Genomic DNA, 22,371 nt, shown 5'->3' with positions numbered 1-22,371 from the left:
GCCGTCGACGCCTTGACGCGGCGCGCGCCGGACTTAGCGGTGCGCCTTGCGCTTTTGCAGGCTATACAGCTCGCGGATCAGTTTACGGCAGCCCTGCATGCACTCTTCCACAACGGGTTCGATGGGGTCGGGCAGCGGATGGGTAAACAGGGTCGAGAGGGCTTGCATCAGGACGCGCTCTTGTTCCAACAGTTCATTGATCAGAACCTGACTATCGTTGCCCACGAAGCTTTTCAGACGGCTCCACAGCCACAGAAAGTCATCGCGCTCCACGTCGGCATCCCTGGGAAGCATTTTCAGATGGGCACGGGCCAACTCCTGCAGCTTGCGCATCTGTTTCAGTCGAGCCGTGTAGTGAGGCTTCAGCGCGTCGCGCAGCGAGGGGCGCAGGCGTTCGATATTGTCCTGGAAATAATCAATGCTATCGGCCAGCGCTTCCAGCACGCTGTCCATCGCCACTTGGCGATTGTCGAGAAACATGAGCGTCTACCTCCTTCGGTGACGCAGATTGTGGGGGTGGCAGCGTTGATTTGCCACCCCTAATGCGGATTATTTTTACCTTTGGGCGTTAGCCTTTAGGCTTGGGGGGCGCTTTTCGGGCAGGCGTTGCGTTTTTTTCGATATGTTCGATGATCATGCCCGCGATGTCCTTGCCCGTGGCGCTCTCGATCCCCTGTAAGCCAGGCGAAGAGTTGACCTCCATGATCACCGGCCCATGGTTGGAACGCAGCAGATCGACACCGGCAACGCGCAAGCCCATGGCCTTGGCTGCACGGATAGCGGTGGAGCGCTCTTCCGGGGTAATGCGAATCACGCTGGCCGTGCCGCCACGGTGGAGATTGGAGCGAAACTCGCCTTCGGCCGCTTGACGCTTCATGGACGCCACGACTTTGTCGCCAATCACGAAGCAGCGAATATCGGCGCCTTTGGCTTCCTTGATGTACTCCTGCACCATGATGTTGGCCTTCATGCCCATGAACGCCTGTACCACCGACTCGGCGGCCTGGTTGGTCTCGGCCAGCACCACGCCAATGCCCTGAGTGCCTTCCAGTAGCTTGATGACCAGCGGCGCCCCCTTGACCATGGTGATCAGGTCGGGAATGTCGTCTGGCGAGTGGGCGAAGCCGGTGATGGGCAGCCCCAGCCCCTTGCGGGAAAGCAGCTGCAGCGAGCGCAGCTTGTCGCGGGAGCGGGTGATGGCGACCGAGTCGTTGATCACGTAGGTGCCCATCATTTCGAACTGGCGCAGCACGGCGCAGCCGTAGAAAGTCACCGAGGCGCCGATGCGGGGGATGACCGCATCGAAGGGCTCGATCTCAGCCCCCTTGTAATGAATCGAGGGGTGGTGGGAGGCGATGCTCATGTAGCAGCGCAGGGTGTCCACCACCCGGGCCGTATGGCCGCGCTGCTCAGCGGCTTCCACCAGGCGGCGGGTCGAGTATAAATTGCGGTTACGCGAAAGTAGGGCAATATGCATGCAGGGCTCCGGGCCAAAACAGAAAAGGCGTATTAAGTGTATTCAAGGCTCGCCGTGCAAAAAGGCAGCGCCGGGTGCGACTAACAAACGACGCATGGCGCGCCTGCCCAATAGCATGGGGTGGCGCATATTGCTGCGGTCGGTCAAGGTAAGTTCGACGGGAAAGCTGAGCTGGCCCAGTTCCATCTGTGTGCGAATGACGTAGCGCCATTCGCTGTGCCCATTCGAGCTGGTCACCCGTCTTCTATCATGTAAATGTAGACGATAACGATGCCCCGGCGTCTCGGGGCCGCCACTGTGGGTGACGAAACTGACCCACAGCTGCCCATGGGCATCTTCTTCCGTTTCGATCTCTTCGGCATGCAGGGCAGAGGTGCGCGCGCCGGTATCGGCCTTGCAGCACAGGTGAAGCCCCAGGTCGGTCAGCGTGACCATTTCACGGCGGCCAATCACGGCCTTGGCCTGATAGGGTAATTCCTTCACGGGTGACTCCTGAGATAATAAGAGCAGAAGAACAGCATGATGATGACCGTCACCTGTTACGAATTTATGCGCGGCGTGGCATCAGGCCTGCCAGACGTGCCTGCATGGGTGAGTCGACAGGTGCGTCACGCAGGGTCAACATAACCGGTAAGCGCAGCCTGGGAACGAGGGCAATATCACGCACGACGGCCGCAAAATCGGCACGCTCGTCTGCGGCCAGTCGGTTCAAGAACAGCGGCAGGCGTCTCTCGTCTTCCAGCAGTTGCCAACCGCGCCCGGCCATGGCGGCCATCAGATCAGGGCCGCAGGCAGCGCTATCCTGAAGTAAACTCGTGTACCAATCGCCTGCCGTGGGTTCTGGTGAGCTGCCCACCGCTCGCACGCAGGCGCACAAGGTTTCCACGTCTCCTTCACTGGCGGCCTGTTCGCCACGGGCCTGCAGGGCCACCAGCAAGCACGTTTGTAAAGGCCGATGTTCAAGACAGTAGCATAGCGCATGGATAACGTTGACAGGCAACTCGGAAAACCGCTTGGCCAGCGCCTCGGCGGCATCGTCGTCCATGCGCACCGCAAAGTCAGCCAGCCCCTGCACGCCGAGTGCTTGCCAATCGATCGACTGCTGGCCGCTCAAATACGCTTCTACCGGCTCCAGATGCTGACTGGCAGGTAACCCCAGCTGCAGCGTGGCACGGGCATTGAGCATGGCCTGAAAGGTAACGTCGGGCGTGAAAGCCAGAGGGTTGTCCTTCATCAGGTCATCCACGTTAGCACTGGCGTCAGGTGTCAATGCCTGCTGCTCTGACGCCAGGGCATTACGCCCCAGGGTTTCCAGCAGGCGATTGATGAAGCCATCCCGCTGTGCAGGCGAGAGCATGCCCTGCTCGTCCAGCGGCAGGGCGAGGAACCAAATAGCCGGTTCAGGCATCGCACCCAGCCGAAACACGATGCCCAGACGCGCCTGACCCAGCCAAGGCTCGGGCCAGGCGTGCTCGGCCTGCTCGAAGCCGCGCAGGGTATCCCGCGAGCAGGGCACCACACGACGCCCCATATGGTAGAGCGTCACGTCGGCACCGCTGCGGGTAAAGAACTCATCGAGGGTAGTAATTGGTTGCATGACATCCTTCCGCATTTCAAGCGTGCACTCTACCTTGATGCTCGGTCACTGTCAGCCGTAACCGTTGATAAAACCATACCTTATCGTCGCGGTGGTCAAAAAGTGAGCAACATTCCCCAAGCCCCGTGGGAGTAGCCGTTGCGACACCTTTCCATAGTTTATCCACAGTCTCTTGCAGGTTTTCTGTGAATCTGTGCATAAACGCGTTGGCCATGCCTCTCGGTGGCAAGTTACCCACAGAGTTGGGATAATCACGCCGACCATTCCTTATGAGTAGACTGTTTATGAGCGTCCATCAACAGCTTCAAACCGCGCTTCTCGAGCTTGAAGCCGCGATGAAAGCCGCCAACCTATGGCGCACCCCCCTTCCAGAGGCGAGCGCGTTTGCCAGTCAGGAGCCCTTTTGTGTGGATACCATGTCGCTGCCCCAGTGGGTGCGCTATGTGTTCGTGGCCCGATTGACCGCGCTGGTCGAGGCCCAGGCGACCATGCCCGCCAAGTGTGAGGTAGCGCCCGCCATGGCCGCTTATCTGATGCAGGAGAAAGTGCGCGCCAGCGACCAGGTGCTGGTCATTCGCGCCATGGAAAGAGTCGACCAGCTGGTGACGGACAACTGAACAGGTAGCCGCCAGCGCGGCGCTGCCGTGCTTCTCAACCAAACAGGCCCGGAGCAAATGCCCCGGGCCTGTTTGGTTGGATGGGTAGCCCCGCATCTTCTAGAAGCGGTAGCTGAGACCCGCCATGACCACAATGGGGTCGATTTCGACGGTGCCCGCTGCGGCGCCGTTCACCGTGGCGTCCGTATCGATGTCCAGGTACCAGGCGGCGGCGTTGAGCGCCCAGTTGTCGTCGATCAGCAGGTCGATACCCAATTGGCCTGCCAGACCCCAGGAGTCGTCCAGATCCAACTCACCAATCGCCAGCTGTTCGTCCGAGAAGCGCGTGTAGTTGATACCGGCGCCAATGTAGGGCTGAACCCGTGCCTGGGTGCCGCCCAGCGGGTAATACTGCAGCGTCAGGGTGGGTGGCAGGTGCTTGGTCGAGGCAAGGTTCTCGCCGTTCAGGGCAATGTCGTGCTTGAAGGGCAGTGCGGCCAGCAGTTCGACGCCCATCTTGTCATGAAAGCGATAGCCCAGCGTAAAGGCGAAGTCGGTCTTGTCCTGAACGTCTACCGACAGGGCGCCATCGGCCAGAGCGCCGTTATCGCTTTTGGGTGACACTTGTGCCACGCCCACGCGGGTAAAGAAATCACCTGCGCCGTAGGCAAACGCTTGGCTGCTGGCGGCCAGCGTTGCAGCGGCCATGCTGGCAGCGATGAGAGTAGAGGGCTTGAACGGGCGCATAATGTTGCTCCTGACCATGATGAGGGTGAGTGGTTCGCGATCCATGGCGCCACTATAACCAGCCAGAAGCGGTGAGTTATTGACCTGAGGCAAAGAGCGCTGCGCAAGCGGCCAACAATGCAAGAGACCTCCTGCAAGGCGGGGCCTTGACGAGGAGGTCTCGGATGCGTGCTTGCCAGTGCTCAGTGCCTGCCGAAGCAGGTGGTGAGGTTGGCAAAAGGGTCAAGAGTAGGGGGTAAGAGTCATCGCCAAAATCAGCGCTCGATGTGCTGGTATTCACCGGCATCGGCGGTCATGTTGCTGACGACCAGGATGGCGATGAAGGAAGCGATGAAGCCGGGGATGATTTCGTAGACGCCCGGGCCACCCAGGAAGGAGCCGCTCCAGCCCAACGAAATCCAGATCATGACGGTGGCGGCACCGACGATCATGCCCGCCAGCGCGCCAGCACCGTTGGTACGCGGCCACATCAGCGAGAGGATGATCAGCGGACCAAAGGCGGCGCCAAAGCCTGCCCAGGCGTTACTGACCAGCCCCAGCACCTGCGAGTCTTCATTGGAAGCAATGATGGCGGCCACGATACCCACCAGTACGACGCACACACGGCCCACCGCGACGCACTGCTGCTCGGTGGCATTCTTGTGCAGGAACAGGCGGTAGAAGTCTTCCGTCAGCGAAGAGGAGGAGACCAGCAGCTGGCTTGAGATGGTGCTCATGATGGCTGCCAGCAGCGCCGCGTACAGGAAGCCGGTGATCAGCGGATGGAAGAGCAGGTTGGCCAGCACGATGAAGATGGTTTCAGGGTCCTGGATGTCCAGGCCGTTACGTACCGCAAAGGCGCGGCCCGCCAGGCCCAGCGACACGGCACCGATCAGCGAGACCAGCATCCAGCCCATGCCGATGTTACGCGCCACAGGCACGTCTTCTTGTGAGCGAATGGCCATGAAGCGAACGATGATATGCGGCTGACCAAAATAGCCCAGGCCCCAGGTCACCGCCGACAGCCAGCCCACGAACGTCAGCCCCGTGGTCCAGGAGAGCAGCGTGGGATCGATGCTATTGAGCGTCTCCGACGCCTGTGAGAAACCACCGCCGCCGTCACCGAACAGCACCACCGCAGGCATGATGATCAAGGCCAGCATCATGATGCAGCCCTGCACGAAGTCGGTCATGCTCACGGCCAGGAAGCCACCTACCACGGTATAGATCAGCACCACGCCGAGGGTAATGATGACGCCCATGGCGTAGTTGCTCATGTCGCCAAAGTTGTAGACTCCGGTGAAGGCCGTTTCGAACAGCTTGCCACCGGCCACCAGGCCCGAGGCGGTATACACGGCAAAGAAGATCACGATCACGATGGCCGACACGGTGCGCAGCGCCAGTGCACGGGTCGGGAATCGGTTGGCCAGAAACGCCGGGATGGTAATCGCGTTGCCGTAATGAATGGTCTGCTCGCGCAGCCGGGGCGCCACCAGTATCCAGTTGAACAGCGCGCCTACCAGCAAGCCAATACCGATCCAGGCAGAGCCCAGGCCCGACACGAACATGGCCCCGGGCAAGCCCAGCAGCAGCCAGCCGCTCATGTCGGAGGCCCCTGCCGAGAGTGCCGCGACCTGTGGGCTGAGGGTACGCCCCCCCAGCATGTAATCTTCCGAGGAAGAAGTCGCTTTGCGCATGGCATAAATGCCAATGGCGATCATGAGCGCAAAATATCCAAACAAGCTAATCCAAACACCAGTAGCCATAACACTTCTCCAGTTCGTCAGAACGGAGTCAGGTCACCTACGAAAGCCCGCGCATGCTGGCCGCTCTTTCGTACATCCCTGGCTCCGACAGCGTCAGCGCCTTGGCGGTGCGTGGCCAAGGCACGTTGATCTTGTTGTTAATTCCCCTGCCGGTTCGGCGTGGCCAGTGGCTGGCCACGGCTCGAACCGTCAAGCAGGGCGCCGGAAAGGTCATGGCGGTGTATCGATGTCGAGTTCCCTGTGCCTGGTGCACGGCCTGGGGGGGCCGTGGCAGCGCAGGCAGTCACGCTATTATTGTCAACCATGAGACGGATCCTTTTCAGGAGTTCAGGTTAGTTTATGTCGATGAGCGTTCTACTCATCCCCTAGCGCCAGTAGCGACGCGTTGCCACCCAGGGCGGCGGTGTTGTTGGTGATCGTCTTCTCAGTCACGAAGCGCTGCAGGTAGTGCGGGCCACCCGCTTTGGGGCCGGTGCCCGAAAGGCCCTGACCGCCGAATGGCTGCACGCCGACCACTGCGCCGATGATATTACGGTTGATGTACACATTGCCTACTCGAATTTTCTGCGCTATTTCAGCGGCAAAGGATTCGTTACGGCTATGCACGCCAAACGTCAGGCCATATCCCCGACCGTTGATGTCGTTGATCACCTTGTCGATCTCGCGGGCCTTGTAACGCACGATGTGCAGCACGGGGCCAAACTGCTCGCGGGTCAGCGCATCGATGCTGTCGATGGTAAAGGCGACCGGGGCCACGAAAGTGCCGTGCTGAGTATGCTCGGCGGTCATCGGGGTTTCGGCGACCAGCCGGTTTTCGCCCTTGAGCTTGTCGATATGTGCCAGCAGCCCTTTGCGCGCGTCTTCATCGATGACCGGGCCCACGTCGGTGCCCAAATCGCGCGGATCACCGATCCGCAGTTCGCTCATGGCGCCCTTGAGAATCTCGATGACGCGGTCGGCCACGTCATCCTGCAGGTAAAGCACACGCAGGGCAGAACAGCGCTGCCCGGCGCTCTGGAACGCTGACTGGATCGTGTCCATGACCACCTGCTCGGGCAGGGCGGTGGAGTCCACGATCATGGCGTTCATGCCGCCGGTTTCGGCGATCAGGGTTGGCAGCGGCGCGTTTTCGCGGGCGGCCAGGGCGCGGTTGATGATCTGAGCCGTATCGGTACCGCCGGTGAACACTACGCCGGTGATGCGCGGGTCGGAGGTCAGTACGCTACCCACGGTGGGGCCGTCGCCCGGCAGCAGCTGCACTACATCGCGGGGCATGCCCGCTTCGTGAAGCAGTTCGATGACGCGATGCGCGACGATAGAGGTCTGCTCGGCGGGCTTGGCCAGCACGGTGTTGCCTGCCACGGCGGCTGCGACGATCTGACCGCAGAAAATGGCTACCGGGAAGTTCCAGGGGCTGATGGCGGCAAACACGCCCTTGCCGCCCATGGACAGACGGTTCGATTCACCGGTGGGGCCAGGCAGCTCGATGGGCTCGCCGAACGACTCTTCGGCGCGCATGGCGTAATAGCGGCAGAAATCCACGGCTTCCTTGATCTCGTCCACGCCGTCGGTGAGCAGTTTGCCACCCTCCCGAGAGCAGAGCGTCATCAGCTCGGCCATGTGCTCTTCCATCAGATCGCCCAGGCGGCGAATGATGGCCGCGCGCTCGGCAACCGGCGTGGCATCCCAGCGCGGGAACGCTTCCCAGGCAGCGTCCAGTGCCTTGGCCGCCTGCTCCTTGGTGGTCCACTGCACGCTGCCCACGGTCTGGCGACGATCAAAGGGCGATGTCACGCTGTGGGTATTGCCCGCAGCTTCGGCCACGTCGAACGCCAGCAGCGGCCGGGTGGGGTACTGCTTGTCCATGAACGTGGCCATCTTCTCCATCAGCGGGTAGTACTGGCTGCGGATATTGAGGTTGACGCCTCGAGAGTTGCGGCGTTTCGCACCGTAGATGTCCTTGGGCAGCGGAATCCGCTTGTTGTAGAAGCTCTTCTGCTGGCGCAGGGTTTCGATGGGGTGTTTGCAGAGCGACTCCACCGGCACTTCGGGATCGACGATCTGGTGCACGAACGAGGAGTTGGCGCCGTTTTCCAGCAGGCGACGCACCAGGTAGGGCAGCAAGTCCTTGTGAGCGCCCACCGGGGCGTAAATGCGGCAGTAGGTGCCTTTGGGGGCTCGGGCCAGGGCGGCGTCATACAGCGCTTCGCCCATGCCGTGCAGGCGTTGGAACTCGAACGGGCGGCTGTCCTGGTTGGCCAGCTCCAGAATCGTGGTCACGGTATGCGCGTTGTGGGTGGCGAACTGCGGGAAGATGCGCCCGCGGGTGTCGTCAGAGAGCAGGAACTGGGCGCAAGCCAGGTAGGCCACATCGGTACACGCCTTGCGCGTGTAGACCGGGTAGCCATCGACCCCCAGCTGCTGCGACTCCTTGATCTCGCTGTCCCAGTAGGCGCCCTTCACCAGGCGCAGCGGAATTTCGTCGCCTTGCTGGTCGGCCAGTCGGTTCAAGTAGTGCAGAACGGGCAGCGCACGCTTCGAGTAGGCTTGCACCACCAGGCCGAAGTGGCCCCATCCCTTGGCCGCACTGCTTTGGTAAATGGCGCGGAAGACCTCCAGCGAGAGCTCCAGGCGGTCTACCTCTTCGGCGTCGATGGTGACGGCCACGTCCAGCTCGCGCGCCTTGGTGACCAGCTTGATCACGGTGTCCACCAGCTCGGCCAGCACCTGCTCGCGACGGCCAAACTCATAGCGCGGATGCAGGGCCGACAGCTTGATGGACACTGAAGGTGCAGGGGTCTTGTCGCCCAGGGTCTTGCAGGCTTTGCCCACCTGCTCGATGGCACGGGCGTAGTCGTCGAAGTAGCGCTTGGCATCGGCGCGGGTGCGGGCGGCTTCCCCCAGCATGTCGTAGGAGTAGGTGTAGCCCTTGTTGAACAGCGGCTTCGAGCGCTTGAGCGCTTCGTTGATATCGCGGCCCAGCACGAATTGCTTGCCCATGATTTTCATGGCTTCCATCATCGCCCGGCGAATCACCGGCTCACCCATACGGTTGACCATGCGATTGATAAAGTGAGCAGGCTGGCCCTCTTTGGGGTGGTCCAGCTTCAGTACCTTGCCGGTCATCAGCAGGCCCCAGGTCGAGGCGTTGACCATCCAGGACTCGCTCTTGCCCACGTGGGACTGCCAGTCGGCCGGGCCCAGCTTGTCTTCGATCAAGGCGTCGGCGGTGGCGGTGTCCGGGATGCGCAGCATGGCTTCGGCCAGGCACATCAGCATCAGGCCTTCATGGGTGTCCAGGCTGTACTGCTGCAGCAGCTCGTCGATGGTGTCGACGGCGGTGTCCATGTTGCGTACTTCTCGCACCAGCGCGGCCGTGTTGGCTTCGATGCGGGAGAAGTCGTCCGAGTCGGCGTTCAGTACCTTGATCAGCTCGCTGACGTAGGCGTCCTCATCCACGATGTAGTGGTCGCTAATACGCGCCATCAGCGTATCAAGGTCGGTTTGCCAGATGGCTGGGTCACGCATTTTCTTGGCATTAAGCATTGAGGCCCCCGTAAGACAGGTCTGAAACAGGCTGCTGAAGCGAATGGCTGGATTCACTAGCGTTTAAAAACAGTGATAGCAGGGCAGGCGCCCAGTATGTTGTCGAATGTAGAGCGCGCGCCCGTCAGTTGTATGTCGTTTTCATGGCAAAACGTGTCAAATTCTCGGCAAGAAGGATCGTTTTACGACTTTAGTAGAGCGGCTGGCCACTTGCCAGCGCAGCTCTCAACGCTGCCGGGCGGTCGAGGGGGGGGGAGTGTCTCGTGCTGGCCTAGCGGCAGGGGGAGACCAGCGGGGCGGCAGGGGACGACCCCGAGGCTGGGTTGGACGTAGCGAGCGTAGTGCAGGCACCGCCCTGGCGTAGCTGACGGGGCGACGCGCCGTAACTGCGCCGAAACGCATGAGAGAGGGCGCTCTGGTTGGCAAAGCCGGTCTGAATGGCAATATCGGTCAAAGGCAGACGGCTTTGCAGAATCAGCTGCCGAGCGGCGTGCAGGCGCTGTCGACGCACGTATTGCCAGGGCGACAAGCCTGTCTGGGCACGAAAGCGTTCCGAGAAGTGGGCCTCGCTCAGGCAGGCCAGCCTGGCCAGGTCGGCAACGCGCAGCTCGTCGGCCAGATGGCGGCGAATGAAACGGTCGATCTGGTGCAGGTCGATGCGCCGTTGGGCAGCGGATGGCTCTGCCCCCAGGCGGGCTTTCAATGAGCCCAGCAGCGTCGCGGCCAGACGGTCCTGTTGAAAGGAGGTGGCCGAGTTGTCGAATCCTCGGGCCAGCTCGCTTTCGACGAAGGTCAGGTAGTGGCGTAATGCGCTGTCCAGTGCAAAAAAACGCGGCGCATCGAATAGCGCCACCAGCTCACGATGCTCTCCCGTCAGTGCGGGGGCGTCTTCCGGCAGGTCCAGAATTAGCTGGCGGTTATGGCCGCTGCCGGAGTAGTAATGCTCGTGATTGGCGGGCACGATACAGCCGGAAAATGCATTGACGCGTCCGCCCAAGCCCTCGATCTCGAACTCGGAAGAGCCGCACAGGGTAATGACGATCTGGTGAAAGTCATGGGCGTGGTGGCGGGTAGCGCTCTCCAGCGGGATTTGGCGGATGGTGCTGGGCATGAAGATCTCCTCGACGACGCAAGGCTAGCGCAGCGCGGTATGGGCCGCCAGGTGGTCGCGCAGGGCCTGCAGCTCCTCCTGACCGGTGGCGTTGAGCAGCGGTTTGCCCTGGGCGATCTGCCAACGCCTGCCGTGGCTATCCATCAAGTGGGATGCGCGACGGCGTATGTTATCCAGGTATTCGTCATGCCGAATGGGGTAGCCAATGATGGTGTTCCACTCGGTTTCGCTCACCTGACTGGCCAGGGCCTTGTCGAATAGAGCGAGCAGATCCTGAGGCTCGGTGCGATAGCGCGGTGTGCTGGCGGTCATCAGCGCCAGCAGCACGCCGCCAATCACCACGACGCAAACGCCAAAGACCAGTAGATAGAGTGCCATGTCACGCTCCCTGTGTCGCGGTGAGTAGGGGAGTGCCCAGTATACGCGTACCCCGGGGAAGACGAAAATTTTGACCTTTGTGCGAACTTTTCCTCTGGGCAGTGTCTGATAGTGTACAGGCAACATCGCGATGGCAGTCGCTAATAGTGTTGTTCTGGCTATTGTTTTCGATCCCTTGCTTCCGCTGCTTTTTCAAGCAGCGGTTTTTTTTGCGATCAAGAAAATGTCGGCTCAATGACGTCGAATGGTCAACAGGGCGATCAGGATGTCGCGGCGGGTGACGATGCCAACCAACCGCTGTTGTTCGACCACCGGATAGATCTTGGGCTTCTTGCCCAGCATCTCCTGAGCCAGGTCGGTGATGCTCTGGTTGGGCGACGTGGTCAGCACGTCCTGGCGCATCAGCTCTTTGACCAATGGCGCCTCGTCGTCATGATATATGCTGTCCAGTACGCGGCCAAGCACGTCCTGTTCGGAAATGAAGCCGATCAGCCGGTCGGCTGCATCGACGACCGGTGCGCCAGGCAGGCGATGCAGCGCCAGGCCTTGCGCCAGGTTGGTGATGGACGTCTCCCCCGAGACGCGGTAGCAATCGCGGGACATGATGTCGCGTACGGTATCCGGAATCTTGTTGTTCATGGGCAGTCTCCTCGAGCGTGACGCAGTGGCCGCCAGGCACGGCCAACTCTATTTACTGTAGGAGATTTAACTTGCCCTGCCTTGCCCCCATACTTCAGACATTCAACGGTTGACCATGGTCGAATCGTCAGCGACGTAGTCAGGAGCTTTTATGGACGCACGTGAATACCTCAACCGCAAGGGAGTCGGTCTGGAACGAGAGCCGGAGCGCCCCAATACCCTGGAAGAAAAAGCCTGGGAGCGGGCACGCGGCTCCGGTAACCATCGCCCCAAGGCGGGTACGCCCCATGACTGGGAAGACTGGGAGCGTTTTCACGATGACCTGACCGAAGGCGTCGAAACCCTGGAGCAGAAAATCAACAAGGAAGCGCACCGCAAAGCGCTGGCCCGCGCTCAGGAGAAGGCAGCGTCAGAGGCGAAGGCCCCAAATACGCAGGTCACAAACACGCTAGCCCATGCCCCGGACCCGGTGGGGCACTACACGCCGCCAGCGGTGGCGCAGCCTGCTTCTTTGAGCGCATCGCAGGCATCTCCGGGGCAGCCCCCCGTGCAGGAACCAGCTGCCTTGCGCCTGGCCTATCGCGCGCTGGCCATATTGCTGCCGCCTTTGGCGGTGGGGCTGACCGATGGCGGCGGGCAGCGGGTGGCCACGGCGACGCTCCTGACCCTGCTGGGTTGGCTGCCCGGGGTGATCTACGCCTGGCGCTGGCTCGGCAAACATCACGCTGAGCGCTGATTTCCTTGCCGTGGCCATTGGCAGCCAACGATAACTGCGTATAATCTCCGTCAACTTTTATGTTTTTCGGGGTTTACTGATGAGCTATCTGGTCGGTGTCACGGCGCTTTGGGCCTTCTCTTTCTCCTTGATTGGCGTCTACCTGGCGGGGCAGGTGGATAGCTACTTTGCCGTTCTGATCAGGGTGGCACTTGCTACACTGGTGTTCCTGCCGTTTCTACGGCCAGGCTTGCTGCGGGGTAAGCAGCGGCTGGCACTGATGGCGCTGGGCGCCATTCAGCTGGGCGTCATGTACACCTTCTTCTACCAATCCTTCCTGCTGCTGTCGGTGCCGGAAGTCCTGCTGTTCACCATTTTCACCCCCGTGTATATCGCCCTGCTGGATGATCTGATGTTCAAGCGATTCACGCCTATTTATCTGTTCACTGCGCTGCTGGCGGTGCTGGGTGCCGGGGTGATCCGCTACGACGGCATTGACAGCGGCTTCTGGCTGGGCTTTCTGGTCGTTCAGGGGGCCAACCTGTGCTTTGCGATTGGTCAAGTAGGCTATCGCCGTTTAGCGGCAGACCTGCCGCCCACCCTGGCCTGGCACAACGTGTTTGGCTGGTTCTTCATCGGCGCCATGCTGGTGGCGCTGCCGGCCTTCCTGCTGTTCGGCAACGTGTCAGCGCTACCCAGCACTCCGGTGCAGTGGGGCGTGCTGGCGTGGTTGGGGCTGGTGGCCTCCGGGGTGGGCTACTTCGCCTGGAACCAGGGCGCCACCCGGGTGGATGCGGGCACCCTGGCCATCATGAACAACGCGCTGGTGCCTGCTGGGCTGGTGGTCAACCTGGTCATCTGGAACCGCGATGCAGACCTGGGCAAGCTGTTGCTGGGCGCTGCCATCATGGTGGCGTCTCTGTGGCTCAACCACTGGTGGTTGCAGCGCCGCAAGGTTGCCCTGGCCTGACTCAAGCTGCTGATTTTACGGCGTGGCGAGGGTCATCGCCACGCCGTCGGATTTGCCCGATACCCCGTGACTCCCCATAATGTGGGCTGATGCCAGCGAGAGTCGCCCATGTCTCATACCTTAACCTCACAAACCGCCGCCGGGCGCCAGCGTCCAGCCACGCCGCCGTTCAAGACCATTGGCCTGATTGGCCGCCTGGGCAGCGACAAGGTGCTGGACTCGCTCCAGCGCTTGGTGGATTACCTGGTTGGCCATGGCTACAAGGTGCTGATCGAGGACCGTACCGCCACCGCGCTGCCGCATCATGGCCAGCCGGAAGCCAGTCGTCGCATGCTGGGCGAGCTGTGCGATCTGGTCATCGTGGTGGGCGGCGACGGTAGCTTGCTGGGGGCCGCCCGCACCCTGTGCCGCAGTGGCACGCTGATTCTGGGCGTCAATCGCGGGCGGCTTGGCTTCCTGACCGATATCTCCCCCGATGAGCTGGAGCAGCGCGTGGGGGAGGTGTTGGCAGGCGAGTTCGAAATAGAAGAGCGCTTTCTGCTGGATGCCGTGCTGTACCGCAATGGCGTGGCGGTGGGTGACGGCGAAGCGCTCAACGAAGTCGTCGTGCACCCGGGCAAAGCGGTTCGCATGATCGAATTCGAGCTGTTCATCGACGGCCAGTTCGTTTATAGCCAGCGCAGCGATGGGTTGATCGTCGCTACCCCGACTGGCTCGACGGCCTATGCGCTTTCCGGTGGCGGCCCCATCATGCATCCCAAGCTGGAAGTGGTCACGCTGGTGCCCATGTTCCCGCATACCCTCTCCAGCCGACCGATCGTGATCGATGCCGCCAGCGAGATTCGTATACACATTGGCGAAACCAACCAGACCTACCCGCATATCAGTTGCGACGGGCAAACCCGCGCGGTGGCCAAGCCCGACGATGTGCTGGTGATCACCCGCAAGCCGGAGCGCGTTCAACTGGTACACCCCTTGGGGCATAACTTCTATGAAGTGCTGCGCAGCAAACTCGGTTGGAGCCATCGGCTAGGAGATTGACATGGAGGGCTACGATCTCATTGGCGATATTCACGGCTGTGGTGCCACCCTGGCCGCGCTGCTGGAGAAGCTGGGCTACCATCAGCGCAAGGGCGTGTATCGCCACCCGCGCCGCAAGGTGATCTTCCTGGGGGACCTGATCGATCGCGGCCCACGCATTCGGCTGGCGGTGTCCATCGCGCGGCGCATGGTCGAGGAGGGCGAGGCGCATATCGTCATGGGCAATCATGAATACAACGCCCTGGCCTATATGCACCCGGCCCCGCCAGGCAGCGCCAAGCGCTGGCTGCGCGAGCATACGCCGCGCCATAATCGCATCATTCAGGATACCCTCGACCAGTATCGTGACCATACCAACGAGTGGGAAGATACCCTGGCATGGTTCAAGACCATTCCGCTGTGCCTGGAACTGGACGGTATCCGGGTGGTGCACGCCTGTTGGGACGATGAGCTGATTCGCCAGCTCCGTCTGCGTTCACCGTCTGCCCAACTGGACGACCGCTTTCTGGTGGAGTCCACCGACCCCTCGACCCAGGCGTTCCGAATTCTCGACCGCCTGACCCGTGGCCCGCACATTCGGCTACCGGAAGGCGTGGCCATCCACTCGGGCGACGGTTTTACCCGGCAGACCTTTCGCGCGCACTTCTGGTCGGCCAACCCGCAGCAGTGGGGCGATGTGGTATTCCAGCCGGATAACCTGCCGGGCGACCTGGAGACGCGGGCATTGACGCTGCAGGAGCGCGAGCGGCTCAGCTATTACGGCCCGGAACAGCCGCCGCTGTTCATCGGCCACTACTGGTGCGAGGGCATTCCCGCCTTGCCCGCCGCCAATATCGCTTGTCTGGACTACAGTGCGGTAAAATTTGGTCGACTGGTGGCCTATCGTTGGAGCGGTGAACAACAGTTGAATGCCGATCATTTCGTCTGGATTCAAGTGCCTAGAGAAGAGCGGGCATTGCCCAAGCCCTGGGAGATCGATTTTGATTGACCCTTTTGAGCAATTATTACAATTGGTTACATAATTTTTGCAAAACTGCTGAACTAACCCTGCTGCCGGCTATCAGAGTAAGTGTTCCCTTGAATGATCCCTTGCTTTTATCCGGCGGCCCCCTCCGCCGGATTTTTTTGCGTATCCGATGGCAAACGTGCGCGTAAGCGTCATGACCACTGGTTAAAAGGAAGATGTCATGCACCCCGTCATGCTCTTGCCCCCCGATGCAGACACTCAAGCGCTGCGCAAGGCCCTATGGCATTACCGGATAGGCCATCGCATCACCGATGAAGAAGACGGCCAGCTCCTCTGGGTGGCTGACCCGCGCCAATACGATGAGCTCCGTGCCCTGGTGGCTCGCTGGGAGCGAGGCGACGAGCTGATCAGCGACGCGGCGCCACCCAAGCGCTCGCTGCCCACCCAAGGGCTGGTCGCGACTCTGCGACAAGTACCGGTGACGGCGCTGATGATTCTGATCAGTCTGGCCGTATTTGCATTGACCGGGATCTGGGGCGACCTGTTGATCGTCTCTTTGACCATCGTGCCGGTGGGTGTCTCTGGGGGGCAGCTGGTCTACGGTTCGCTGCCCGATACCTTGCTCGGCGGTCAGGTGTGGCGCCTGCTGTCACCGGCTTTTCTCCACTTTGGCTGGATGCACCTGATCTTCAACCTGATGTGGGTGTGGTATTTCGGCCAGCAGATCGAACGGCGCCAGGGCAGCAAAACGATGCTGCTATTGCTGTTGCTGGCGGGCATTGGTGCCAACCTTGCCCAGTACATGACCGGCACGGTGCTGTTTGGCGGCATGTCCGGGGTCGTCTATGCGCTGCTGGCGCATGTGTGGCTGATGTCCCGGCGTGCCCCAGGCAGCGGTTTTTTTGTGCCGCAAATGCTGGTGGTCTTCATGCTGGGCTGGATGGTCTTTACCATGACTGGCATTGCAGGCACCGTGGGCTTTGGCAACGTTGCCAACGAGGCGCATTTGGGTGGCCTGCTCGTGGGGCTGGCAACCGGCTGGTATTATTCTTCCCGCTTCAAAAAGCTTTGAGCAACCCGCAAAAGAGGTGCTGACCGTGAGTGACATGACGTTCGACAAGATGATTCATCAAATGACGCCCACCATCTATGAAAGCCTCAAGCAGGCGGTTGCCCTGCGCAAGTGGCCGGATGGGCGTCGCCTGACCGCCGAGCAGACTGAGCTCTGCCTTGAGGCGGTGATGCGCTATGAAATGGAAAACAACGTGCCCGAAGCCAACCGGGTGGGTTACCTGGAGCGCCGCACCTGTGGGGCGGGTGCCACGGGAGCGGGCGTCAGCCCGGAAATGGCAGGCCTGGCGCGGGATGCCACCCGTGACTGATGATTTGTTTGCCACCGATGCTACGCCGGTGCAGGGGTGTCTGCAGAAAATGGCGGCCAGTGTGCCAGGCCGCAAGGATGCCGAGGTGGTGTACCACCTGCGTGCCGGGGAGCATCGGGTCGGCCTGAACGAGCGGGTAGGGTCGTTCATACGCCTGCACTGGAGCGGGGCCATTGCCTGCACTCACTGCGGGCGCGCCACCAACAAGAGCTTTGCTCAGGGGTATTGCTACCCGTGTTTCAAGCGCTTGGCCCAGTGCGATACCTGCATCATGAAGCCGGAAACCTGCCACTACTACCAGGGCACCTGCCGCGAACCCGAGTGGGGCGAAGCCCACTGTTTCCAGCCCCATATCGTTTATCTTGCCAACTCCTCGGGGCTGAAGGTGGGCATCACCCGCAAAACCCAGATGCCCACCCGCTGGCTGGATCAGGGGGCCATTCAGGCGTTGCCCATTCTGGAGGTCAATACGCGGCAGCAGTCCGGCATGGTCGAAATGCTGTTCAAGGAGCAGGTCGCCGACCGCACCAACTGGCGGGCGATGCTGAAAGGCGAGGTGGCCACGCTGGACCTGTGTGCAGAGCGAGACCGTCTGTTGAGCGTATTGGCCGATGGGCTGGCGCAACTGCGCCAGGTGCACGGTGAGGATGCCATTCGTGAACTGGATGAAACGCCTTACCACTTCCACTACCCGGTGGAGGCTTTTCCACGCAAGGTGGTGTCGCACAATTTCGATAAGCAGCCACAGGTAGAGGGTGTCTTGCAGGGCGTGAAAGGGCAGTACCTGATACTCGATACCGGCGTGATAAATCTTCGTAAATTCACGGGTTACGAGATTATCGTTAGCTAAACGGCTAGCCAGAGTGGCCAGTGTTGTCTAAGGTTAACGGAGTTATTTCTCCCCCTGCCCAATGCAACGCAAGGAAGCCGCAATGCCCTGGCTAAAATTGCTTCACATTGCCGCACTGGTTATCTGGTGCGGTTCGCTGCTTTACTTACCTGCGCTGCTGAGTCACGCCCTTCAGCTGCGCAAGGACGCTGGCTTTGCGCAGGGCTCACCGCCCATGCCGCGCTACTTCTACAACTCCGTTGCCACCCCTGCCGCGCTGCTGGCCATTGCGTCGGGCACGCTGCTGTTCCTGCTTCACGGGTTAATGGGGGGGTGGCTGATCTTCAAGCTGGCCGCGGTGGTGGTCATGGTGGCTGCCCACGGCTGTTTTGGCTGGCTGATCCTACGCCTGGAAATGGGCATCTATCGCGGTGTGAAACCCGCCAACCTGCTGGCGCTGTTGCTGGCAGTGGCGGGTATTCTGGCCGTACTGGGATTCGTGCTGGCCAAACCACTTGATTGGAGTTAGCCGATGCCCATGAGCAGGTGGTCAGTCGACATCCACGCCCACGGCGTGTTCATAAACCAGTTGGCCGCCCAGCCAGCCGGCCAGCGCAATCAGTCCTCCGGTCAGCAGCGATACCGCCAGCCCCCAGGGCAGGATCGCGTCGGGCTCGTTGAAGCGCAGCAGCCAGTTGAACGACGCCAGCGAGAGCATCACCACCGCCACGATGGCGTGGCTCCAGCCGGTAATCAGACGCCGAATGCGCGACACCGTGACCAGATCAATGATACCGGCTATCGAGGCGACCCAGCCGCCAAAGGCACCGACGCCCGCCAGCCACAGGCCGCTGCGCATCCAGAAGGGGTCTTCGGTATACCAGTAGGCCAGGTCGCTTGCCACCAGGGCCATCAGGGCAGCAACGGGGAAGTGAATCATTACGGGGTGCAGCGGGTGGCCAGCCAAAGAGGCGCGGCTTTTGATCGAACGTTGGGGAGTTGGCGCCATGGTCACTTCCTGTGGGCAGACTAAAGGGAAACAGCATATGAGGGAACGCAACAGCAATATAGCCTCGCCCAACATTCAACGCGTTACGGGTCGGCGGGTCAACCGGATAGCCATTTTGGCGGTTCTCGGGCTGGCCCTGTTGACCGCAGGCTGTGCGGGCGATAAGTCCATTCTAGACCCCGCTGGGCAGGCTGCACGAGATGTTGCCCTGATTTGGTGGATCATGCTGACCTTCAGCACCGTGGTGCTGGCGGTCATCACGGGGTTGTGGCTGTTTGCCTTCAAGCCCAGGGACGTCACCCGCACACCTGCACAGGAGCGCAAGGTGGCTCGCCACTGGATTCTGGGCGGCGGTATCCTGCTGCCCGTGGCCAGCATCGTGGCGCTGCTCGCCTTTGGCGTGCCCGCCGGTCAGCGCATGCTGGCCATTGGCGAACCCGGCGAGGTGATCGAAGTCATCGGCCACCAGTGGTGGTTCGAAGTGCGCTACCCCAATGCCGAAGGCGGCGAGGTGGTCACCGCCAACCATCTGGTGATGCCGGTCGGCGAGCCGGTGGACTTCCACGTGACCGGCGCCGACGTCATCCATGGTTTCTGGATTCCGCGCCTGGGCGGCAAGGTCGACATGATTCCCGGACGGGAAAACCGTATTCGCCTGCAAGCAGACATTCCTGCCGTTTTTGGTGCCCAGTGCGCCGAGCTGTGTGGCATCGGGCATGCCCACATGCACCTGTTCGTCGAAGCCCTGCCCCGAGAAGAGTACGACGCCTGGCTGGCCGAGCGTCAGCAGGATGCGCTGGCAGCAGCGGCCACGGCCGATGCCGCCGATGACGAGGCGCGCAGCGCGTTCATGACTCACTGTGCCAGCTGCCATACGGTGGCCGGGATCAGTGGTGGCACGCTGGGGCCCGACCTTTCCGACGTGGGCAGCCGAGCGACGCTGGGCGCTGGCGTGATGGCCATGGACGATGGCGCCATCAGCCAATGGCTGCAGCATCATCAGACGCTGAAGCCCGGTAACCTGATGCCGTCCCACGATGATATCGACACGGACACCCTGGACAGCCTGGGTGCTTGGTTGGAGACCTTGAACCCATGAGTAGCGTTAGTCAAAAAGCCGTTGAGCAGGACCCGAAGCAGCTCCACGAAGACCTGCACGATATCTGGGGCAACCCCAAGGGGTTGAAGGCACTGACCATCGTCAACCATACGACGCTGGGCCTGCGCTTCATGATCACCGGGATGGTGTTTTTCCTGATCGGCGGCATCCTGGCCATGCTGGTGCGTACCCAGCTGGCCATGCCCGATCAGGATTTCATGTCGCCGGATATCTACAATCAGGTCACGACCATGCACGGCACGGTCATGATGTTCCTGTTCGCCATCCCCATGCTGGAGGGCTTGGCGATCTACATGATCCCCAAGATGATCGGCGCGCGGGACCTGGTGTGCCCCCGGCTGACCTCGCTGGGCTACTGGTGCTACCTGTTTGGCGGCATCATTCTGACCTCCAGCCTGATTCTGGAAATCGCTCCTTCCAGCGGCTGGTTCATGTATACCCCGCTCAGCAGCAGCGAGTTCTCCCCTGACCTTGGCCCTGATTTCTGGCTGTTGGGGATTACCTTCGTGGAAATCTCGGCGCTTTCTGCCGGGGTGGAAATCGTCGTCTCCATCTTGCGCACCCGCACCCAGGGCATGGCGCTGCATAAAATGCCGCTGTTTGCCTGGTACATCCTCGCCATGGCGCTGATGATCGTGGTGGGCTTTCCGCCGCTGATTCTGGCCAGTGTCATGCTGGAACTGGAGCGCGCCGTCGGCATGCCGTTTTTCGAAGTGGCCAGTGGTGGCGATCCGATTCTGTGGCAACACCTGTTCTGGCTGTTCGGGCACCCTGAGGTCTACATCATCTTCCTGCCGGCGGCGGGGATCATCTCGACGCTGATTCCAGTCTTCGCTGGCAGGCCCATCGTCGGCTACGGCTGGGTGGTCTTTGCCATTATCGTCACGGGGTTCATCAGCTTCGGTCTGTGGGTTCATCACATGTTCACCGTGGGCATTCCCCAGCTGGCGCAAGCCTTCTTCTCGGCGGCCAGTATGCTGGTGGCAGTGCCCACGGCCATTCAGGTGTTCGTGTGGCTGGCCACGCTATGGCTGGGCAAGCCCAAAATGAAGCTGCCCATGCTGTGGGTGCTGGGCTTTCTGATCATCTTTGTCTGCGGTGGCTTGACCGGCGTCATGCTGGCGCTGGTGCCGTTCAACTGGCAGGTGCACGATACCCACTTCGTGGTGGCGCACATGCACTACGTGCTGGTGGGGGGCATGTTCTTCCCGCTGATTGCCGGGCTCTACTACTGGCTGCCGCTGTTTTCCGGGCGCATGCCCTCTGAGAACCTTGGACGCTGGGGTTTCTGGCTGACGTTCCTGGGCTTCAACGGCACCTTCCTGATCATGCACTGGACCGGGCTGCTGGGGATGCCGCGCCGGGTCTACACCTACGATACCGGCATGGGCTGGGATATCTACAACCTGCTTTCGTCGGTCAGCAGCTTTGTCATGTCTGCCGGTATTGCCATGGTGCTGCTGGATATTGCGCTGCACTTCCGCTTTGGCAAACCCGCCAAGCAGAACCCCTGGAACGCCGATACGCTGGAGTGGGCCAACACCATGCCGCCCAGTGCCTATAACTTCGTCAGCCTGCCCAGGATCGAAACCCGTCACCCCTTGTGGGATGACCCCAACCTGCCTGTCACCATGGCAGAAGGGAAGCACTCGCTGGCGGTGGCCACCCACGGGCGGCGTGAGATGTGGGGCACTGACCCTATCTCCGGCAAGGTGCGTGAAATCATCCACCTGCCGGGTAACTCCTGGTGGCCGCTGTTTGCGGCCATGGCGCTGGCGGTGGTGTGTATCAGCCTGCTGGTGCGGGTCTATGCGCTGGCCGGTGTCTTCGTGCTGATTGCCGGGGTGTTCCTGCTGCGCTGGTCCTGGGAGAACGGCGCGCATCCCAAGGCCGCGCCGGATGCCGATGTGTCACCCGGTGACCCGCCGCTGCACTCTCGCACCATGGATGGCCCGGGTGTGTGGGCCATGGGCACCTTCCTGATTGCCAACGGCTCGTTCTTCCTCTCGTACCTGTTTGGCTGGTTCTACCTGTGGACCGTCTCCCCGGCGTGGAGCATGCCCGATACGTCGCCACTGTCGTTGGTGGGGCTAGTGGTAGCGGGTCTGGCCATGACGGCGGGCTACATCGTGATGGTCAAAATGATCCGTGGGCTGCGTCGCCAGCAGGATGCCGGGCTTGCCAGCGGCTTCTATCTGGCCGGTGCGCTGGGGGCCGTGCAGGTGGCCGTGACCACCTGGGTGATGCTGGCCGCCGATTTGGCTCCCACCGAGACCACCCACGATGCCGTGCTGCTGTTGGGCCTGATTTATGCCCTGTTCCACGGCGGGCTGGCGGTCGTGCTGACGGTCATGCAGGCGCTGCGGGTGCGCTACGGCTACGTGGGGGCCCATGCGCCGTTCGAACCTGCCGTGGTGGTACAGCTGTGGCGCTACAACGCCGTGGTGTTCTGGATCCTGGTGGGCTCGCTCGCTGTGTTGCCCCGCGTCATTGGAGGTTGAG

At 61.4% G+C, this 22,371-nt stretch carries 23 protein-coding genes; 11 read left to right on the top strand and 12 right to left on the bottom strand.

Translation table 11 applies throughout. The features are described 5' to 3' along the window. Positions 1-33: 33 nt before the first annotated feature. The 4 genes from HSS18214_RS0105285 to HSS18214_RS0105270 form a co-directional block, all read right to left on the bottom strand. Positions 34-480 carry a hypothetical protein gene (locus tag HSS18214_RS0105285; RefSeq protein ID WP_016914262.1) on the bottom strand — a complete coding sequence of 149 codons (447 nt, stop codon included), beginning with the start codon at positions 478-480 and terminating at the stop codon, positions 34-36. Between the two features lie 88 nt (positions 481-568). After that, on the bottom strand, positions 569-1,477 hold the full coding sequence (gene rimK / locus HSS18214_RS0105280; protein ID WP_016914261.1) for a 30S ribosomal protein S6--L-glutamate ligase: 909 nt from the start codon (positions 1,475-1,477) through the stop codon (positions 569-571). A gap of 42 nt (positions 1,478-1,519) precedes the next feature. After that, on the bottom strand, positions 1,520-1,960 hold the full coding sequence (locus tag HSS18214_RS0105275) for an ATP-dependent zinc protease family protein (protein ID WP_016914260.1): 441 nt from the start codon (positions 1,958-1,960) through the stop codon (positions 1,520-1,522). 64 nt (positions 1,961-2,024) lie between these two features. Beyond that, on the bottom strand, positions 2,025-3,074 hold the full coding sequence (locus HSS18214_RS0105270) for a DUF3549 family protein (RefSeq protein ID WP_016914259.1): 1,050 nt from the start codon (positions 3,072-3,074) through the stop codon (positions 2,025-2,027). A gap of 284 nt (positions 3,075-3,358) precedes the next feature. On the opposite strand from HSS18214_RS0105270, the gene HSS18214_RS0105265 reads away from it, so the two are divergent. Continuing rightward, positions 3,359-3,691 (top strand): YqcC family protein, encoded by a 333-nt coding sequence (locus tag HSS18214_RS0105265; protein ID WP_016914258.1) that lies wholly within the window; start codon positions 3,359-3,361, stop codon positions 3,689-3,691. Positions 3,692-3,790: 99 nt separating this feature from the next. On the opposite strand, the gene HSS18214_RS0105260 is transcribed toward HSS18214_RS0105265, so the two are convergent. The 7 genes from HSS18214_RS0105260 to HSS18214_RS0105235 all read right to left on the bottom strand — a co-directional run bounded on the left by HSS18214_RS0105260 (position 3,791) and on the right by HSS18214_RS0105235 (position 11,836). Beyond that, positions 3,791-4,417 (bottom strand): OmpW/AlkL family protein, encoded by a 627-nt coding sequence (locus HSS18214_RS0105260; RefSeq protein ID WP_026001742.1) that lies wholly within the window; start codon positions 4,415-4,417, stop codon positions 3,791-3,793. Positions 4,418-4,671: 254 nt separating this feature from the next. Continuing rightward, positions 4,672-6,162 (bottom strand): sodium/proline symporter PutP, encoded by a 1,491-nt coding sequence (gene putP / locus HSS18214_RS0105255; protein ID WP_016914256.1) that lies wholly within the window; start codon positions 6,160-6,162, stop codon positions 4,672-4,674. Between the two features lie 37 nt (positions 6,163-6,199). Then, positions 6,200-6,376, bottom strand: coding sequence for a hypothetical protein (locus HSS18214_RS19020; protein WP_156808474.1), 177 nt, complete (start codon positions 6,374-6,376; stop codon positions 6,200-6,202). Between the two features lie 140 nt (positions 6,377-6,516). After that, positions 6,517-9,708 carry a bifunctional proline dehydrogenase/L-glutamate gamma-semialdehyde dehydrogenase PutA gene (gene putA / locus HSS18214_RS0105250; RefSeq protein WP_026001741.1) on the bottom strand — a complete coding sequence of 1,064 codons (3,192 nt, stop codon included), beginning with the start codon at positions 9,706-9,708 and terminating at the stop codon, positions 6,517-6,519. A gap of 271 nt (positions 9,709-9,979) precedes the next feature. Further along, on the bottom strand, positions 9,980-10,819 hold the full coding sequence (locus HSS18214_RS0105245) for an AraC family transcriptional regulator (RefSeq protein ID WP_016914254.1): 840 nt from the start codon (positions 10,817-10,819) through the stop codon (positions 9,980-9,982). A gap of 24 nt (positions 10,820-10,843) precedes the next feature. After that, positions 10,844-11,197 (bottom strand): hypothetical protein, encoded by a 354-nt coding sequence (locus HSS18214_RS0105240; RefSeq protein ID WP_016914253.1) that lies wholly within the window; start codon positions 11,195-11,197, stop codon positions 10,844-10,846. 231 nt (positions 11,198-11,428) lie between these two features. Further along, a complete protein-coding gene (locus HSS18214_RS0105235; protein WP_016914252.1) occupies positions 11,429-11,836 on the bottom strand; it encodes a CBS domain-containing protein in 408 nt (135 codons plus the stop codon). Between the two features lie 151 nt (positions 11,837-11,987). On the opposite strand from HSS18214_RS0105235, the gene HSS18214_RS0105230 reads away from it, so the two are divergent. The 8 genes from HSS18214_RS0105230 (at position 11,988) to HSS18214_RS0105195 (ending at position 18,269) form a co-directional block, all read left to right on the top strand. Then, positions 11,988-12,572, top strand: coding sequence for a YqaE/Pmp3 family membrane protein (locus HSS18214_RS0105230; protein WP_016914251.1), 585 nt, complete (start codon positions 11,988-11,990; stop codon positions 12,570-12,572). A 79-nt stretch (positions 12,573-12,651) separates the two neighbouring features. After that, positions 12,652-13,521 (top strand): carboxylate/amino acid/amine transporter, encoded by an 870-nt coding sequence (locus HSS18214_RS0105225; RefSeq protein ID WP_016914250.1) that lies wholly within the window; start codon positions 12,652-12,654, stop codon positions 13,519-13,521. A gap of 108 nt (positions 13,522-13,629) precedes the next feature. Beyond that, on the top strand, positions 13,630-14,562 hold the full coding sequence (locus tag HSS18214_RS0105220) for an NAD(+) kinase (protein WP_016914249.1): 933 nt from the start codon (positions 13,630-13,632) through the stop codon (positions 14,560-14,562). A gap of 1 nt (position 14,563) precedes the next feature. Continuing rightward, positions 14,564-15,550 (top strand): metallophosphoesterase, encoded by a 987-nt coding sequence (locus tag HSS18214_RS0105215; protein ID WP_016914248.1) that lies wholly within the window; start codon positions 14,564-14,566, stop codon positions 15,548-15,550. A 199-nt stretch (positions 15,551-15,749) separates the two neighbouring features. Continuing rightward, a complete protein-coding gene (locus HSS18214_RS0105210; RefSeq protein WP_016914247.1) occupies positions 15,750-16,601 on the top strand; it encodes a rhomboid family intramembrane serine protease in 852 nt (283 codons plus the stop codon). A 25-nt stretch (positions 16,602-16,626) separates the two neighbouring features. Beyond that, positions 16,627-16,911, top strand: coding sequence for a YeaC family protein (locus HSS18214_RS0105205; RefSeq protein WP_026001740.1), 285 nt, complete (start codon positions 16,627-16,629; stop codon positions 16,909-16,911). After that, on the top strand, positions 16,895-17,761 hold the full coding sequence (locus tag HSS18214_RS0105200) for a DUF2797 domain-containing protein (RefSeq protein WP_040460834.1): 867 nt from the start codon (positions 16,895-16,897) through the stop codon (positions 17,759-17,761). Before HSS18214_RS0105205 ends, HSS18214_RS0105200 begins: the two co-directional genes overlap by 17 nt. Before the next feature lie 82 nt (positions 17,762-17,843). Beyond that, a complete protein-coding gene (locus HSS18214_RS0105195; protein WP_016914244.1) occupies positions 17,844-18,269 on the top strand; it encodes a CopD family protein in 426 nt (141 codons plus the stop codon). 21 nt (positions 18,270-18,290) lie between these two features. Here HSS18214_RS0105195 and HSS18214_RS0105190 read toward each other — a convergent pair whose 3' ends face one another. Then, on the bottom strand, positions 18,291-18,749 hold the full coding sequence (locus HSS18214_RS0105190) for a DUF2231 domain-containing protein (RefSeq protein ID WP_016914243.1): 459 nt from the start codon (positions 18,747-18,749) through the stop codon (positions 18,291-18,293). Between the two features lie 37 nt (positions 18,750-18,786). Here HSS18214_RS0105190 and coxB point away from each other — a divergent pair, with 37 nt between their 5' ends. Further along, the gene (coxB, locus tag HSS18214_RS0105185) at positions 18,787-19,848 is read left to right on the top strand and encodes a cytochrome c oxidase subunit II (RefSeq protein ID WP_016914242.1); all 1,062 of its coding nucleotides are present in this window, start codon (positions 18,787-18,789) and stop codon (positions 19,846-19,848) included. Next, positions 19,845-22,370, top strand: coding sequence for a cytochrome c oxidase subunit I (ctaD, locus tag HSS18214_RS0105180; protein WP_016914241.1), 2,526 nt, complete (start codon positions 19,845-19,847; stop codon positions 22,368-22,370). The genes coxB and ctaD overlap by 4 nt, the downstream gene beginning before the upstream one ends. The last annotated feature ends 1 nt before the right edge of the window (position 22,371 follow it).

Origin of the sequence: Vreelandella stevensii S18214 (genome assembly GCF_000275725.1) — a bacterium.
Classification (GTDB): domain Bacteria; phylum Pseudomonadota; class Gammaproteobacteria; order Pseudomonadales; family Halomonadaceae; genus Vreelandella; species Vreelandella stevensii.
Note: the sequence above shows the minus strand (reverse complement) of the source record. Positions and strands in the feature narration are given on the sequence as shown.